Below are 16192 nucleotides of genomic sequence, written 5' to 3'. Positions count from 1 at the left end.
GCTCAAGTCAGCAAAAGCACTGCAAATGCTCTCAAATCCGCGCCGCGGGTTAGCCGCAGCAAAGCGCCAAGCTTGCTTGACTCTGTCACTTATACTGGGCTCGGCGCGATCAAAGCCGGAAACGCCGATGGCAGTATTCCCGCATGGTCAGGCACATTGCGTGGCTCATCTGGCCGCATGGGTTATAACCGCTATGGTAAAGAACACCCTAACCCTTATGGTGAGGAAGCTGCTTTATTTACCATTACCGCAGATAACTACAGCGAATATGCTAATCGTCTCAGCGAAGGACAGATCGCCCTATTCAAAAAGTACCCAAGCACCTTTAAGATGCCGGTTTACCCAACCCATCGAGATGGCAGACCTGATAAAAAAGTTCTCGATCGAACCAAATGGAATGCCAGTCGCACCAAATTAGTTAACGGCATTGATGGTATGCAAAACTATACCGGCGCCATTCCCTTCCCGTTTCCTCGCAGCGGTGCTGAGGCAATCTGGAATGCACGCATTGTGCACCCTCATCCAACACTGGTCGGCTCGATGGAGGACATTGCAGTTTACCCTGATGGAAAATCACAGTTGCGTCGTCAGGTCATGGTATCTGAGTTCCCGTTCTCTTATGCAGGCAACGAAATCGGCACAACGGATGAAGCTATCGGTACCAATGCCGGACTCATTCATGTGACTATCGATGAGCCTAGGCGACAAAAAGGGCAAATGACCATTGTGCATGAAGCGCTTGATCAGGTTAGAAATGAACGCAAAGCTTGGGTATACATACCCGGTGCCAGGCGAGTGCGCCGTGCACCAACCGTTGGTTTCGACACACCAGATGGCCCCGGCGGCTTAGTTACGGTAGATGACTCATTAGGCTTTAATGGCGCCTTAGTCAGATTTGATTGGGAGCTTTTAGGCAAAAAAGAAGTCTATATCCCTTATCATAACTATGATTTTGACGATCCTGAGTTAAGCCAAGAGCAGCTTTTAACCAAACACCACCCTAATCCTGAGCATATGCGTTACGAACTTCATCGTGTTTGGGTAGTCGAGGCAAGCTTAAAGTCTGGCCAACGCCACATATATGCTAAACGCCGCTTCTATATTGACGAGGACAGCTGGCAGATCGCGCTACTTGAAAGCTACGATGGCCGAGGCGAGCTATGGCGTGTCGGTATTCTTAACACAGTTTATGATTTCTCGGTCAAAGGCTATATTGCAAGAGCGCAAGTATTTCACGATCTGCAATCTGACGCTTATGTGGCAATGCGTTTGATTAACAATACCAAGCTGCCTAATTATCTTGCCGCCCCTAAGGGTGAAAATTACTACAGCCCAGCAAATTTACGAAAAATGGGTAAGTAAGAACACTCAGCACTTCGAAGGTGGCACTACCATGCCACCTCTTTTCCTTGCCAGTCTAGAAACTTCGCCTCAGAGCCTTCCTCCAATTCCGCTAAGATTTGCAACAGTCGATCTGCAACGAACTTCGGCTGAAATAATTTATCGCTAGCTACATTTTTTTGAAACGGCTTTGATAACGGCGTATCCGTCGTGCCTGGATGAAATGCAATAAATTGAAGGCCTTTGGCGAGGCGGCCATACTCAATCGCAATATTGCGAATAAACATATTCAATGCCGCTTTCGAGCTTCGGTAACTGTACCAACCACCTAAGCGGTTATCTGAAATACTGCCAACTCTGGCAGAAAACACGACCACCTGTGTCGTAGCAGAACGCGTGAGTAGCTTTTTAAGTGACTTTAACCACAACATTGGCACCAGCGCATTGGCCTGAAACACATGCTGGTAAGCATCAAGCGAAAAGTTCTCAACCCTTTTTTCAGGCATGAGAGACTGATTATGTAAGATACCGTTACAAATAAACAGCTGATCCAGTTGAACGTCACGTTCAAGCAGCTCCGCCACAGCGTTAGAAATCGCGGCTTCAGTATAATCACTGATTTGCCAGCTGAGATTCGCCTTAGGCTGTGCCAGCGAACCAGGGCAGTCACTGCGACTAATAGCATAAACATTATCGCACGCCTGCTGCGCCTCAATAATAGCTTGGGCGATCGCACTGCTGGCACCAATAACAAGCACTGTTTTAGCCATGATTTGATTTCCGTTAAATAGTCATTTTACGCGAGAGTCGACCATTACGTTTACTTTATGGCTGGCGAGGTCAGGAATAAAGATAAAACGTTCAGCTCAATCAGCAACAACAAAGCACAAACGTAAACATAATAAAAGCAGCGCCATACAAGAAAAGCCTGAACCAGGAATGGACTTAAAAAAGACATAGACCTAATAAAGCAATAAACAACAAGAGAGATCAGAGACTGGAGAATCAGAGACCGGAAAATCAGTAATAGAAAATCAGTAATAGAAAAGCAGCAAGCGAAAAGTAATAAAGGAAATGGAGGCCCATGACAACATCCGTCATCATGGGCCATGGCAGTTAACCGATAAGCCGGGTTCTGTCTTGGACAGCCATTCATCTAGGTCAGCAATCGCTCACTGACTCAAGCGACCTACCCAAATCCCGTGCGGGTCACACGTATCGGATTTCTATTTGGTCTTGCTCCGAGTGGGGTTTACCATCGCCGCAATAGTTACCTATTACGCGGTGCGCTCTTACCGCACCGTTTCACCCTTACCGGCAGAAAACTGCTTAGGCGGTCTACTCTCTGCTGCACTTTCCGTGGGCTTTCACCCCCCAGGCGTTACCTGGCACTCTACCCTATGGAGCCCGGACTTTCCTCCCCCATCCACGAAAAGGTGAATAGCGGCGACTGTCTGGTTAACAGCGCATAATGTTAGAGCATACTAGTCAGATTTCAAGCTTAACAACTGATCATAGAGCGTTTTTTTCGACACCTTTAAGTGCGAAGCGATAGCCTTACAAGCAACTTTTGCTGGCATATGCGTGCTAAGCTCTTGAGCGAGATTGATCAATGCGCTATCAAGCTGATGCGCTTGAGCTTTAACGGGCGATAGCACCAATACAATTTCACCGCGCTGCTGATGACTGTCTGCCTCAACCCATGCAATCAAATCAGCCAGCGGAAGCAAGGCCACGGTTTCAAATGTTTTCGTTAGCTCGCGCAGCAGACAGACCTGCCGCAAAGGGCCGTATAAAGCGAGCATATCCTGCAGACAAGCGAGCAAGCGATGCGGCGCCTCATAAAATACTGCCGTCGGTGAAGCTTCAATATACTGCGACAACTTTTCACGACGTGCATTTGATTTAGCCGGTAAAAATCCGGCAAAGGTGAATTGATCTGTGGCAATACCGCAAACCGATAATGCAGCTGTTAAAGCACTGGCACCTGGAATCGGCCTGACTGTCATATTTGCCTCGTGCGCCGCAGTCACTAAACGGTAGCCCGGATCAGAAATTAATGGCGTACCCGCGTCTGAGATTAGCGCAATGTCACTACCCTGCTGCAACATCTGCATCAACTGTTCTAGCTGCTGATCACCGCCAAATTCATGATAGCTTATCAGGCGTGTTTGCACGCCATGATGGGAAAGTAATTTTTTGCTATGACGGGTATCTTCAGCTGCGATACAATCAACAGATTTTAAAATCTCGATCGCGCGCAGGGAAATATCGGCTAGGTTGCCAATCGGCGTAGCAACAATATATAGTGTTGACGACATGATGACTTTCAGCAAATTTAATCATATGAATAAGAGTTCAACTACACGTTACCTCGTGCAGTGGTTTTGCATCATCTTATCATGTTATCTCTATGGATGCTCCAGCACCTCTGAGAAAGCCAGCAGCAATACAGCTAGCGTGGTAAATCCAGAGCAAACCAGCAGCCAAGCCCAACAAGCCTGGGCCAATGCAAGCAATGGCAATTATGTATTAGCACAACAGCAACTATTAAAACTACGCAGTGGGCAAGACAGCGGAAACACGCAAGCAGCCGACCTAGCGTATATGGCTTGGACTGAAGTTATTTTAGAACAAGCAGCCAGTCAACAGCTTGCCGCTGCTCAGCAAAACGCTCTCGATCTTACGGTTGCGATTGCCTTAAGTCAGCGCCGCTCGCTGCATCAAAACTTGCGCTACTTGCCAGCGCAACAACAATTTCAGTTTTGGCAACTACAGTCCTCCCTTTACTCCCAAGAATTACAATGGCTAGCAGCGGCAGAATCTCGTGTCAAAGCTGCTAAAGCCTGGCAAGGAAATGCCGCGCTAGATGTTGCAATGTTAAACAGCAGCGATAATTCAGACTATCTTAAAAATCATGCAGAGATTTGGCAGGCCCTCAATCAAGCAGAAAAAATAACTTTAGAACAAGCCTTACTGCAACCAACTCTTGACCCCGAGACTGCTGCCTGGATTCGACTCAATTTATACAGCATGCATAGTTTGGCAGGTTTAGACCGACAAATTCAGCAAATTGATAGCTGGCAATCTCGCTACCCTAACCATGCAGCAAGGGTATACCCACCGTCAGACATAGCACTCATCCGTCAAGCTGCTAATCAACGACCAAAACAAATCGCAGTAATTCTTCCGCTCGATGGAAAATATGCCGCAGTTGGACAGGCAATTCGAGACGGCATTATGGCTAACTTTTATGGCAACCCATACAAGCCTTCCATCAGCTTCTACTCTGCCAATCCTAACGATAATTTTTTATCTATTTACCAAAGTGTTGTCGATCAAGGTGCAGACTGGATTATCGGCCCACTATTAAAAGAACAGGTTAACGCACTGTACCAGTTTGACAAATTACCCGTGCCGACACTGGCACTGAATAAAACCGACACGGCAGGCATTCCACCATTAGGTTTGATCGAATTCAGCCTATCAAAACAAGATGATATACGCGCTATCGTTAAGTTAATGAAGAAACACCATGTCAAACGCGTGATCACGCTTGCAGAGCAAGCAAGCTGGAGCGAGCAAAATACTGCCTATTTTCGTCAGCTCGGCGCACAACAACAAATGCAGGTGTTAGGTAGCTATTTTTTTGAAAACCAGACTGATCAGGCAGACACGGTTAAACAGGCTCTCAATATTGACCAAAGCAATAAGCGTATCCAAAAAGTTAAATGGTTATTAGGCAGTGATATAGAGACTGAAGCGCGCAGGCGGCAAGACATTGATGGCATTTTAATGTTAAGCAAGCCCTCTGCCAGCGCATCTATTCGCCCACTTCTTGCTTTTTACTATGCTAGCAATGTGGGCATGTATGCAACTTCAAGCATATATCGAGGCTATCCTGATAAAACCATTGATAATGACTTACGCGGTATTATTTTTACTGATATGCCAATAGCCATTGGCGACAATCAAGCTATACCTGAAAATTATCAACAGTCACCACTGCTGAGAATGTTTGGTTTTGGCCAGGATGCCTTAAGCATTGCTGAGCGTTATGTCATTTTGTCTGAACAAAAAAATGGTCAAATTCAAGGCTATACCGGAGTACTGCATCTGAAGGATATGCATATTGAACGGGATATGGAATATGCCTATTTCCGATCAGGGTTTGTGCAAGCGCTGAACTCCGATCTTGGCAGGACATTTGAAAAAAAATTCATCACGCCACCTTAATATGCCGTTATCGTTTCTTCATCGCAGACAATCGATAGGTATTTTTTTTGAACAACAGGCTTTAGATTTTCTGCTGGCACAAGGCTTGCAATTACGAGCAAGAAACGCTCATAGTCGATTTGGCGAAATTGACCTGATCATGCAAGAGGATAATCAAATAGTGTTCGTCGAGGTACGATATCGCAGTAACAGCAAGAAAGGCAGCGCAATTGCCAGTGTTGATGCAAAAAAACAAGCAAAGCTCTACAAAACCGCAAATTATTGGATGCAGTCCAATCAATGCTCTGATCAAGCGGCCAGATTTGATATTATTGGCATTCAACCACTTACATCTTTTGCCAGGGAGAAAATCAACCAGCTGTTCATTATTCAGGCCAAGCAACAAAACTATGGATTACAGTGGATTAAAAACGGTTTTTAATCTGCCTGACTCTATCTATCTCATCAGTAAACTAAAGACATTATCGTGTTTGAATATATCGTAAATCATTTTAATCGCCAGATAGATACCGCTGCGATAAACACTGAATCGTTAACTCCAATGATCGCTGAGGCAGCAACTTTGTTAGCCAGTAAGCTAGGACAGGGCTGCGTATTTGGGGTGAGTAGCGACCAGGCTTTTGCAGCAGGCTTTGAGTTAAATCGCTTACTGCTCAACTTACACTCTCAACAGCGCCCCAGTCTTCCCAGTGTATTTTTAAACAGCAATCAGTTTGGCCATGCACAAACTATCGATAGCTATGCGCAGGCTTTAGCTCATATGCTCAAACATGAAGACATGTTGGTAATATTCTCATCCAGCGGTGAAGAAAAGCCTCTGCTTGCTCTTGCTGAGCTAAGCCAAAACAATATGATAAGCTGCCTATACATAGGACCAAATGGCAGCATTACCAAGTTACTTGATCAATCCAGTAGTCAAATTATCATTCCCAGCATGACCGCAAACAACTTATTGCAATTACAAATAAGCTTGACGCACTTGTTAGTTGAGTTAGCCGAAATCAGCCTTTTTGGTGCAAACATTCATGAATAAATCATTACTCACTGTAGGCCTCATATGGCTTTATATAAGCTTATCTGGCTGTAGCTTAATAGCAGCAAACTCAGCTGGTGATATTCAAGAAGACTATGGTAAGCGAACCTTAGGCACACAAGTTGAAGATAATACTATCGAAGCTAAAGCTTTAGCCAGCTTTGACAAGCTGAGTGCGAACAGCGAAAACAACCAGATTCATGCGAAAGCCTTTAACCGTGTGCTGCTGATTACCGGTCAAGTGTCAACTGAGGCTGAAAAAAACCAGATATCACGTCAAGCGAGTAAAATTCGTCACGTGAAGCGGGTTCATAATGAACTGGAAGTTATCGGCGTGCTCAGTTTCTTAGCCCAGCTTAATGATAGCTATCTTGCCACTAAAATAAGTCGCACCCTGATATTTACCGATGGCGTAGATGCTAGCCGAATCGAGTGTGTGGTTGAAAACGGCAGTGCCTACTTAATGGGGCTAGTCACTCAAGAAGAAGCGGCGCGCGCTGTCACAGCTTTGCAGAATGTGTCAGGCCTGACTAAGATCGTAAAAGTATTTGAATATATTGATAACCAAACCGATTAGCTCAGCTAATAATCGCTGAGGCTTTCGACAATGACACGCTTGATGCTAAGGCCAAGCTAGATCAGGCAAAGCCAGGCCAGACCTAACCAATAACAGCCGAATTGGCATTGCCGTTAAGGAATAATTACATTACTTGATGACCGTAAGATGCGATCGGCTCTTGGCCGAGCCTTTTTTGTTGCCCGCGGCATCAGTGCTTTCGTCACTCGCATGATCAACAGAATGCTCGTTATCAACTTGGCTAACTGGGGCTAGACTTGAGTCAGATCGAGCATCTGCGCTGTCAACTGCAGAATCAGATTGCTCCGCCTCTTCAACCTGTTGCAAATAGAAAGGTTCATCAGGAAACGCCATGCCGTGCCCATTTTCACGCGCATACAAACCCACTATTGCGCCCATCGGAATATAAATTTCCTGTGCAATTCCGCTAAAGCGCGCGCTAAAGCTTATTGCCTGCTTATCCATAAAAAACTGATTGACGGCAGATGGCGAGATATTTAGCGTAATTTGACCGTCTTCCACATAAGCCTGCGGCACTAAAGTACCAGGGAAATCAGCGTGCACGCTTAAGAAAGGGGTAAGCTCATTATCTAGAATCCAATTAAAGATGGCTTCGACAAAATACGGTCTGGAAGGTGACATATATATTCCGCTCTATTTAGGCTAATGTTAGCATACCAACGCAGGCAGCGAGAAAAACACGGTCAAAAAAAAAGCTTTGTTCTAAACAAAGCTTTTTCAATCGAGAATTCCTGCCAAATTTAGCCTTGCTGTGCCAACAACACCATATCTTTTTCTTGTTCAGACAGGCTCTCTTTGAATGATTCGCGCTCAAACAGGCGTTCCATATATTCAAACAACGGTTTCGTTTGTTTCTTCTTAGGAATTTCGATGCCTAAAACGGGTAAACGCCATAAAATTGGCGCCATGCAGCAATCAACAATGGTGAACTCTTCGCTCATAAAATATGGTTTTTCAGCAAAAATTGGCGCCACTGCAACCAAGCTTTCTTTTAATGCCTTACGCGCAGCATCAATGGCTTTTTTGCTTTCATCGGCCTCGATAGCATCAACCAGAATCGACCAGTCGCGTTCAATACGATGCACCAATAAACGGCTTTCCGCACGTGCAACTGGATACACAGGGAGTAATGGCGGATGAGGAAAACGCTCATCTAAGTATTCCATCATTATTTTTGATTCATATAATACTAAATCACGGTCGACCAGCGTCGGTAGGCTGTTGTACGGATTAATCTGCGCAAGATCTTCCGGCTTATTATCTCCACTAGCATCGACAATCTCGACTGTCACACCTTTTTCAGCCAACACAATCCGCACACGATGGCTGTAGTGACTCATATTATCTGAATAAAACGTCATTGAAGAACGCTTAGCAACAACACCCATTGAACACCTCTTTATAATGATTCATCCCTAAACTCACAATCATCCTTGTTTATGCTTGAAAAGCAATAGAATTAATAAAACAAAGGCCTGTGGTGAAAGCAATAGCAATGCTGCACCACAGGCCTGCTTGAATATGCAACTTGTTAGTGAATATCTTTCCAGTATTCGCGGTTTAATAATGCCGCAAAAATACCAAATACTAATAAGAACAAAATCGCGTAAACACCAATAACCTCACGCTGATTCAGGTCAAAACCTAAGAAAGAACGATCATGTAGCTTAGTCGGCTCTGCCGCATACACCATGAAGCTTACTAAATCAGTTATCGCTTGATCAAACTCGGCTTCAGTCATTGAGCCTGTGCCTTCAACGTGCTCGACGCGCTGACAAGGCTTGCCTGCATCTAACATCGGCTCATTTGTTACATCATCACGCTTTTGACCACCGTTAGCAGCAACCGCATAAGCAGGCTGACAGCTTTGATCACCTTGCAAGTCAACTAAAACATTCGGCATACCCACATCTTTAAAAACTAAATTGTTGACGCCATAAGGACGTGACTCATCAACATAAAAGGTTTTTAAATACGTGTATAACCACTGCTCACCGCGAGCACGCGCAACTAACGTTAAGTCAGGTGGTGCAGCGCCAAACCATTTCTTTTGCAGCTTAGGGCTGACTGGATTGGTCATGTGACTACCGATTTTTTTATCATCAAAAATCAGGTATTGCGTAACTAACTCGTCAGGAATCTCTAAATCTTTAGCGATTCGATTATAACGCTTATACTTCATAGCGTGACAACCCAGACAGTAGTTCACATATAATTGTGCACCCTGCTGTAAACCTGCCTTATCTTTTAGGTTAGGCTCAAAATCGAACAGTTCGATACCCGGCCCACCAGCAGCAAAAACTTGCGCAGCACAACCCATTAAGAGGCTCGCCGTGGCTAGACGAACTGCATTCAATATTGTTTTCATTCTATCGATACCCTTATCTTAATGCGCTGTCGCAGCGTTGATAGCGTGCAAGGTTTCTGTAATCCAAATCGGTACGACTGTTAGCACAGCAACAATAACCGCACCAACAATAGTGCCTAACCAACCAATACCACCATCCATTGTCACTCGATCTGGCACAGGTTTAGTTTTATCCATGGCCGACCAAATTGGCATAGTAAGGAAGAAAGCAAAATAAATAACGGTACAAATTTGTGACAATACAGTGCGCTCTGGATTAGGTGCTTTTACGCCGAGATAACCCAAAATTAAGAATGCCGCGACAAATACCAATAAGAAGCCTTTGGTAAAATTACCTTTGTAGCGAATCGACTTCACTGGACTACGATCAAGCCACGGCAAGAAGGCAATAATCACCACCGAGGAGCCAAATGCGATAAAGCCCAATAATTTATCCGGCACCGCGCGCAGTACCGAATAAAATGGCGTGTAATACCATACAGGCGCAATGTGCTCAGGCGTTTTCAGAGCATTCGCTTCTTCGAAGTTGGGGTACTCTAAAAAGAAGCCGCCCATTTCGGGTGCAAAAAAGATGATTGCAACAAAGATAATTAAGAAGCCAACAATACCGACAATATCATGCACGGTATAAAATGGATGAAACGCAACACCATCTAGTGGGATACCGTTTTCATCTTTGTGTTTTTTGATGTCTACACCGTCAGGGTTATTTGAGCCTACTTCATGCAGGGCCAATAAATGCAGCACAACCAGGGCCACCAAAATTAATGGGATAGCAACCACGTGCAGTGCGAAGAAACGATTCAGTGTAGCTCCAGAAATCAAATAATCGCCTCGAATCCACTCTACCAGCGGATCACCAATTACCGGGATTGCTGAGAATAGCGACACAATTACCTGAGCACCCCAGTATGACATTTGCCCCCAAGGTAAAACGTAACCCAAGAATGCCTCAGCCATCAAAGCGGCGAAAATAAAGAAGCCAAAAATCCATACTAACTCACGTGGCTGACGGTACGATCCATAAAGTAAGGCACGGAACATATGTAAATAAACCACTGCAAAAAATGCAGAAGCGCCGGTAGAGTGCATATAGCGGATGATCCAGCCATAATCGACATCGCGCATAATATACTCAACAGAAGCAAAAGCGTCTTCTGCCGTTGGCGCATACATCATGGTTAACCAAATACCGGTTAACAGTTGGTTAACCAGTACAAGTAAGGATAAAACACCAAAGAAATACCAAAAGTTAAAGTTTTTCGGCGCATAGTATCCACCCATATGGGTATCCCATGCGCGCATGATAGGTAGCCTTGCATCTACCCAGTCGCGTAGTTGAATCACTTTATCCATTATGCAGCACCTCCATCTTCACCGATGGTAATAATGTCGCCATTCATAGTAAATGGCGGGATTTCAAGATTCTGAGAGGCAGGAACACCCTTATAAACGCGGCCCGCTAGGTCAAATTTTGAACCGTGACAGGGGCAAAAGAAGCCACCTTTCCAATCTGCGCCTAAGTCAGCAGGCGCAACATCGGGACGAAATTTTGGCGCACAGCCGAGGTGCGTACAAAGGCCAACAAAGATACCGTAAGCAGGTTTAGCGCTGCTAGAGCGGAGATCACCTTCAACATTGCTTGGTTGATTAGCAGTAACAGATTCTGGATCTTTCAGCACGTCATTTAAGGTAGGTAGTGTCTCTAATTGTTCATTAGTACGGTAAACAATATAAACTGGCTTACCTCGCCATTCGACTGTCACCATCTCGCCTAATTTAAGCTTGCTTAAATCAGCTTTTACCGGTGCACCAGCAGCTTTTGCTTTGGCGCTAGGCTGCCAAGAACCCAAAAAAGGCACTGCAACGCCTGCAGCACCGGCGGCACCCATCGCTGCGGTTGCTGTCGCTAAAAAGCGGCGGCGCGACGTGTTCACTCCGTCATTGCTCATTCGGTAATCTCCCGTAGGGGCCAAAAAGGCCATTAATTCTTCTAGAAAAAGCGCGCATATTTTAATGAAAAACCCTGCCCAGCACAAGGTAATTACCGCCCAATGCAAGGCCGATTTTGGCGCAAAAAAAACCCAGCTTAAGCTGGGTTTTGAGAAATCGTAAAAATCGATTAACGTTTTGAAAATTGTGGCTTTTTACGTGCTTTACGCAGACCCACTTTCTTACGTTCAACTTCACGTGAATCACGCGTAACGTAGCCAGCAGCGCGAAGGGCGCCACGAAATGACTCATCGTATTCCATGAGTGCACGGGTAAGGCCGTGACGGATAGCGCCGGCCTGGCCAAAGCTACCACCGCCCTTAACGGTTACGTTGATATCAAATTTATCTGTCATTTCAACAGTTTCAAGTGGCTGACGTACGATCATACGTGCAACTTCACGACCGAAGTATTCATCGATAGAACGCTTGTTGATGGTAATATTACCTTCACCTGCAGTTAAGAATACACGCGCGGTTGACGTTTTGCGACGACCAGTACCGTAGTATTGTGTGCTAGACATATCTCAAGCCTTCCGTTAAATATTCAGTTCTTTAGGCTGTTGTGCCGCATGCGGATGTGCTTCACCCGCGTAGACTTTCAGCTTTGAAAACATTTTACGACCAAGCGGGTTTTTTGGCAGCATGCCTTTAACCGCTGTTTGTAGAACACGCTCAGGTGCTTTATCGATTAACTTTTCGAATGAAATCGACTTCAAGTTACCAACATAGCCTGTGTGCTTGTAGTACATTTTATCTTTAGCTTTGTTGCCGGTAACGTGAATTTTTTCAGCGTTAATAACAACAATATAATCGCCAGTATCCACATGAGGTGTGTACTCTGGCTTATGTTTACCACGTAAACGGTGAGCAATTTCAGATGCTAGACGACCCAATGTTTTGCCTTCGGCATCAACAATGAACCACTCTTGCTCAACAGCATTTGGTTTAGCACTGTAGGTTTTCATATCTATCTACCCAAAAAAATAAATAGCGCACATAACAAGGACGGCGAATACTATAGAACTGAGTTGCGAAGTTCAAGCAATTTTAAAAATATATTTGAGATGTTAGTAAGTACTCACAGACACAGCTTGCCCGTCTTTTCACCGCATATGTCATCTAGCCCCGCAGCAGACACTGTCCTCATGCGCGATGCTCCGAGGCCAGGTATTGTTTTGACTGCATTTCAAGTAAGCGGCTTTTCGTGCGCTCTATTTCAAAGTTTAATCCACCGCCACGATAAAGCTCATCGATTGAACAAGCCGCAGATATAACTAGCTTTACATTGCGGTCATAAAACTCATCGACAAGATTAATAAAACGTCGCGTTTGATCGTCTGTTTCGCGCCCAAGTTGCGGCACATTAGATAACACCACGGCATGAAACTCACGTGCAATCTCGATGTAGTCATTTTGGCTGCGCGGGCCATCGCATAACTCGGCAAAATCAAACCAAACTACGTCATCCGCCAGTAGGCGAGTCGCAAACTGGCGTTTATTAATTTCAAGCTTTACAGCCACCTCGGGCGCATGCGGTGCCAGGCGGTAAAAGCTTTCCTGCAGTGATATATCCGCGGTGTCGTCCAGAGGCCAATGGTATAAATCTGCCTGCTCTAGCGTGCGCAATCGATAATCAGTACCACCATCAACATTTACAACCTCACAGTGCAGCTTCAGTTGCGCAATCGCGGGTAAGAATCGCTGTCGCTGTAAGCCATTCTCATAAAGCTTGTCAGGCACAATATTGGAGGTGGCGATTAACGTCACACCCAGCTCGAATAACTGCTCAAACAGTCCACCAAGTATCATCGCATCGGTGATATCGGTAACAAAAAACTCATCGAAGCAGATCACCCGATGTTTGCTGGCAATATCACGCGCAATAATATCGAGTGGATTTTTTTGCCCGTCTAAATCACGCAGCTGCTGGTGTACAAACTGCATAAAGCGATGAAAATGCGAACGCATTTTTTGCTCGAACGGAAGGCTGTCAAAGAAAACATCCATCAGATAGGTTTTACCACGCCCTACACCTCCCCAAAAATATAAGCCCTGCACAGCCTTAGCCGGCTTTTTACTGAAGAGTTTGCTCAGGAAACTTGCCTTCTCTGGCTCTTGCAGCAAGGCTTCATAGACTTGTTGTAGCTTTTCAACTGCCAGGCGTTGTGCACTATCTGCAACGAAATTAGGTTTTTTCAAATCATTTTGATAGTGTTCCAACGGCGACATAGCTACCTCAAAATACAACATCGTCTGCGATATGCAGGATTTTGCGCAGTACTTTACTGAAATTGACAGCCCTAGGCAATTGCCGTAGCGGTCAATAGACACTGGAACAAGATAAGTCGCCTGTTTTTCACTTGCCCAAATAACTTTTCGCTCGCATAATTATTTAAGCGTAACCACAACAAATGATGGGATCATTTATGGACATATCCGCCGTATTCATTGCCGCAGTTATCGGCTTTGGCATTGGCGCTGTATTTGGCGGCCTAGTTTTCGGTCGCTTCTCTAGCGATCAAAATAAAACCCGTGAACTAGAAAAACACTTGCATGATAAGCAAGATGAAATCAAACACTACCAACAAGAGGTTCGACAACATTTTGTCGAAACCGCAGGCCTGCTGCGCGGCCTCGCCGAAAACTATCGCGATGTGCACAACCATCTGGCGATGGGTGCGGAGAAATTATCGCCCGACAGCAGCAGTGGACCACTGATAAAGAAACTGCCAGAGGTTGACGCAATTGAAGTCAACGAGCTACCTGACAACTTGCAAGCACCGTTAGATTATGCCCCGAAAACCAGCCCGTTTGATAAAAGCGTATTGGATGAGAGCTATGATCTTAAAACTAACTCTGAAGAACCAGACAGAACACCTAACGCCAGCGAAACCGCCAGCATGTCGACAGTGGATATTTCTCGCTAACGAGCCATTATTTTTTACTGATATGATCGAGGTGAAAGATCGATCATTCAGCAGCGCTAGCGACCCTGTCCACTTGCCAGCGCTTTAATGCATTGGGCTGTTGTGAAACACGCAGAAGTGAATCGAGCCGAAGTGAATTAAAAAGCGTTCGACATAAGCACAGCACTTTTTTGAGCAATAGCTACACCGGATTATCGATATCGATAAACTCAACAGCTAAACCAAATTGACGCGATAAGTGCTCGCCCAAGGCCATCGCACCATAGCGCTCAGTCGCATGATGACCGGCACTGACGTAAGCGATACCCAGCTCCTTTGCAAGATGCACAGTTTGCTCTGAGATTTCACCAGAAATAAAACACTCTGCGCCCGCCGCAAAGGCAGTCTCAATCATCGATTGTGCGGCGCCTGTGCACCATGCAACTTTGCTAATAAGCCTATCTCGATCACCAATCACCAACGGTTCTCTGGCAAGCTCTGTGTGAATATCATCTGCCAATGCTGATAAGGTGCACTTCCCCCCGCGCGGCTCTCCAATCAAGCCGATAGGATGTTGCGAATCATCTAGACCACCGCTTACACTAAAGCCTAAACGCTCTGCCAGTTGCGCATTATTGCCCAATGAGGGATGTGCATCGAGCGGCAAATGATAGGCAAAGAGGTTTATATCATGCTGCAGCAGTGATTTAATGCGTTTTGCCTTAACACCCACTAATGGTGCCGCCTCACCTCGCCAGAAATAGCCATGATGCACCAGGATCGCATCTGCTTTCGCCTTGATCGCAGCATCAATCAGCGCTTGCGAAGCGGTCACACCAGTGACTAAACGGTGTATATTCGCCTTGCCTTCAACTTGCAAACCGTTGGGGCAATAATCTTTGAAAGCGTTTACCGATAGGGTCTGATGACAATACGCTAACAACTCATCCCGATGGATCGACACGTCTATAATTCCCATTTTTCAGCAATAAGGTGATTGATAATAGCATTCACAAGCTTAACTATCATGGTATATTCACAGATCTAACTGATAAACAATAAACACGCATATGAATCAATTTAAATTCATTTTGTTAGCAATCGGATTCGGCTTTTTAGTCGGCATCTTGGCCGCTACTTGGCAACCGTTTACAGCCATTTTCTCGACGCATCATGAGCCTGATAGTTTGGCTGATGCAGCAGCTTCTGCAGCACCTTCTGTGGTGAATATTTTTACCAGCACGATAAACCCTATACCCACCAACCAACAAAGCAACATCACCTCAAGTAAACGTCAATTACGTAAGGGCATCAGTCTAGGTTCTGGGGTTATTGTTGACTCAAGCGGCTTAATCATGACTAACCTACATGTGCTTAAACAGGCCAGTGCAATTCAGGTTCAGCTGCATGATGGGCGCCATATGAGAGCCAGCATTGTAGGCATTGATGAAGCAACCGACCTAGCACTTCTTAAAATAGACATGACTAATCTACCATCAATAGCTATCGGCAACAGTGATATTATGCGCGTTGGCGATAATGTGTTAGCCATAGGTAACCCTTTCGGCTTTGGCCAGACCGTTACCCAAGGCATTATCTCTGCAAAAGGCCGTTATGGGCTTAATCTCAATACTTATGAGAATTTTATTCAGACTGACGCAGCAGTAAATACCGGCAGCTCAGGAGGTGCACTTATTGACAGCCAAGGGCAGCTTA

At 45.3% G+C, this 16192-nt stretch carries 18 protein-coding genes and 1 other RNA gene; 7 read left to right on the top strand and 12 right to left on the bottom strand.

Annotation, left to right across the window (positions count from 1 at the left end; translation table 11 throughout):
- Positions 1-72 precede the first annotated feature (72 nt).
- Positions 73-1362, top strand: coding sequence for a DUF1329 domain-containing protein (locus tag HRU21_09715; protein NRA42565.1), 1290 nt, complete (start codon positions 73-75; stop codon positions 1360-1362).
- A gap of 26 nt (positions 1363-1388) precedes the next feature.
- Here HRU21_09715 and HRU21_09710 read toward each other — a convergent pair whose 3' ends face one another.
- From HRU21_09710 to rsmI, 3 genes are all read right to left on the bottom strand, one after another.
- Positions 1389-2111 (bottom strand): SDR family NAD(P)-dependent oxidoreductase, encoded by a 723-nt coding sequence (locus HRU21_09710; GenBank protein ID NRA42564.1) that lies wholly within the window; start codon positions 2109-2111, stop codon positions 1389-1391.
- Between the two features lie 338 nt (positions 2112-2449).
- Positions 2450-2807: RNase P RNA component class A (gene rnpB / locus HRU21_09705), an RNA gene on the bottom strand.
- 18 nt (positions 2808-2825) lie between these two features.
- On the bottom strand, positions 2826-3662 hold the full coding sequence (gene rsmI, locus HRU21_09700; protein ID NRA42563.1) for a 16S rRNA (cytidine(1402)-2'-O)-methyltransferase: 837 nt from the start codon (positions 3660-3662) through the stop codon (positions 2826-2828).
- A gap of 25 nt (positions 3663-3687) precedes the next feature.
- Here rsmI and HRU21_09695 point away from each other — a divergent pair, with 25 nt between their 5' ends.
- Genes HRU21_09695 through HRU21_09680 form a run of 4 tightly spaced genes read left to right on the top strand, consistent with a single transcriptional unit; the run spans position 3688 to position 7187 of the window.
- Positions 3688-5577: a penicillin-binding protein activator gene (locus HRU21_09695; GenBank protein NRA42562.1), complete on the top strand. Its 1890-nt coding sequence runs from the start codon at positions 3688-3690 to the stop codon at positions 5575-5577.
- Position 5578: 1 nt separating this feature from the next.
- Positions 5579-5998: a YraN family protein gene (locus tag HRU21_09690; GenBank protein ID NRA42561.1), complete on the top strand. Its 420-nt coding sequence runs from the start codon at positions 5579-5581 to the stop codon at positions 5996-5998.
- 45 nt (positions 5999-6043) lie between these two features.
- Complete coding sequence (locus HRU21_09685) at positions 6044-6610, top strand: hypothetical protein (GenBank protein ID NRA42560.1); 567 nt, start codon at positions 6044-6046, stop codon at positions 6608-6610.
- Entirely contained in the window at positions 6603-7187 is a 585-nt protein-coding gene (locus HRU21_09680) for a BON domain-containing protein (protein NRA42559.1), read from the top strand. The genes HRU21_09685 and HRU21_09680 overlap by 8 nt, the downstream gene beginning before the upstream one ends.
- Positions 7188-7316: 129 nt before the next feature.
- Here HRU21_09680 and HRU21_09675 read toward each other — a convergent pair whose 3' ends face one another.
- The 8 genes from HRU21_09675 to HRU21_09640 form a co-directional block, all read right to left on the bottom strand.
- The gene (locus tag HRU21_09675) at positions 7317-7829 is read right to left on the bottom strand and encodes a ClpXP protease specificity-enhancing factor (GenBank protein NRA42558.1); all 513 of its coding nucleotides are present in this window, start codon (positions 7827-7829) and stop codon (positions 7317-7319) included.
- Positions 7830-7948: 119 nt separating this feature from the next.
- Positions 7949-8596 carry a glutathione S-transferase N-terminal domain-containing protein gene (locus HRU21_09670; GenBank protein NRA42557.1) on the bottom strand — a complete coding sequence of 216 codons (648 nt, stop codon included), beginning with the start codon at positions 8594-8596 and terminating at the stop codon, positions 7949-7951.
- Positions 8597-8739: 143 nt separating this feature from the next.
- Positions 8740-9576, bottom strand: coding sequence for a cytochrome c1 (locus tag HRU21_09665; GenBank protein NRA42556.1), 837 nt, complete (start codon positions 9574-9576; stop codon positions 8740-8742).
- Between the two features lie 18 nt (positions 9577-9594).
- Entirely contained in the window at positions 9595-10932 is a 1338-nt protein-coding gene (locus HRU21_09660; protein ID NRA42555.1) for a cytochrome bc complex cytochrome b subunit, read from the bottom strand.
- A complete protein-coding gene (gene petA, locus HRU21_09655; protein NRA42554.1) occupies positions 10932-11528 on the bottom strand; it encodes a ubiquinol-cytochrome c reductase iron-sulfur subunit in 597 nt (198 codons plus the stop codon). Before petA ends, HRU21_09660 begins: the two co-directional genes overlap by 1 nt.
- A gap of 170 nt (positions 11529-11698) precedes the next feature.
- Positions 11699-12091: a 30S ribosomal protein S9 gene (rpsI, locus tag HRU21_09650; GenBank protein NRA42553.1), complete on the bottom strand. Its 393-nt coding sequence runs from the start codon at positions 12089-12091 to the stop codon at positions 11699-11701.
- A 15-nt stretch (positions 12092-12106) separates the two neighbouring features.
- On the bottom strand, positions 12107-12535 hold the full coding sequence (gene rplM, locus HRU21_09645) for a 50S ribosomal protein L13 (GenBank protein ID NRA42552.1): 429 nt from the start codon (positions 12533-12535) through the stop codon (positions 12107-12109).
- Between the two features lie 178 nt (positions 12536-12713).
- Positions 12714-13799 (bottom strand): cell division protein ZapE, encoded by a 1086-nt coding sequence (locus HRU21_09640; GenBank protein NRA42551.1) that lies wholly within the window; start codon positions 13797-13799, stop codon positions 12714-12716.
- A 197-nt stretch (positions 13800-13996) separates the two neighbouring features.
- Between HRU21_09640 and HRU21_09635 the strand changes: the two genes are divergently transcribed.
- Positions 13997-14497 carry a YhcB family protein gene (locus HRU21_09635; GenBank protein ID NRA42550.1) on the top strand — a complete coding sequence of 167 codons (501 nt, stop codon included), beginning with the start codon at positions 13997-13999 and terminating at the stop codon, positions 14495-14497.
- Between the two features lie 181 nt (positions 14498-14678).
- Here HRU21_09635 and HRU21_09630 read toward each other — a convergent pair whose 3' ends face one another.
- Positions 14679-15455 carry a Nif3-like dinuclear metal center hexameric protein gene (locus HRU21_09630; GenBank protein ID NRA42549.1) on the bottom strand — a complete coding sequence of 259 codons (777 nt, stop codon included), beginning with the start codon at positions 15453-15455 and terminating at the stop codon, positions 14679-14681.
- A gap of 91 nt (positions 15456-15546) precedes the next feature.
- On the opposite strand from HRU21_09630, the gene HRU21_09625 reads away from it, so the two are divergent.
- A partial coding sequence (locus tag HRU21_09625; protein NRA42548.1) for a trypsin-like peptidase domain-containing protein occupies positions 15547-16192 on the top strand: 646 nt, incomplete at its 3' end.

This window comes from Pseudomonadales bacterium (assembly GCA_013215025.1).
Taxonomy (GTDB): Bacteria; Pseudomonadota; Gammaproteobacteria; order Pseudomonadales; family DT-91; genus DT-91.
The sequence above is the reverse complement of the archived record's forward strand: the minus strand, read 5'-3'. Positions and strand labels throughout refer to the sequence as shown.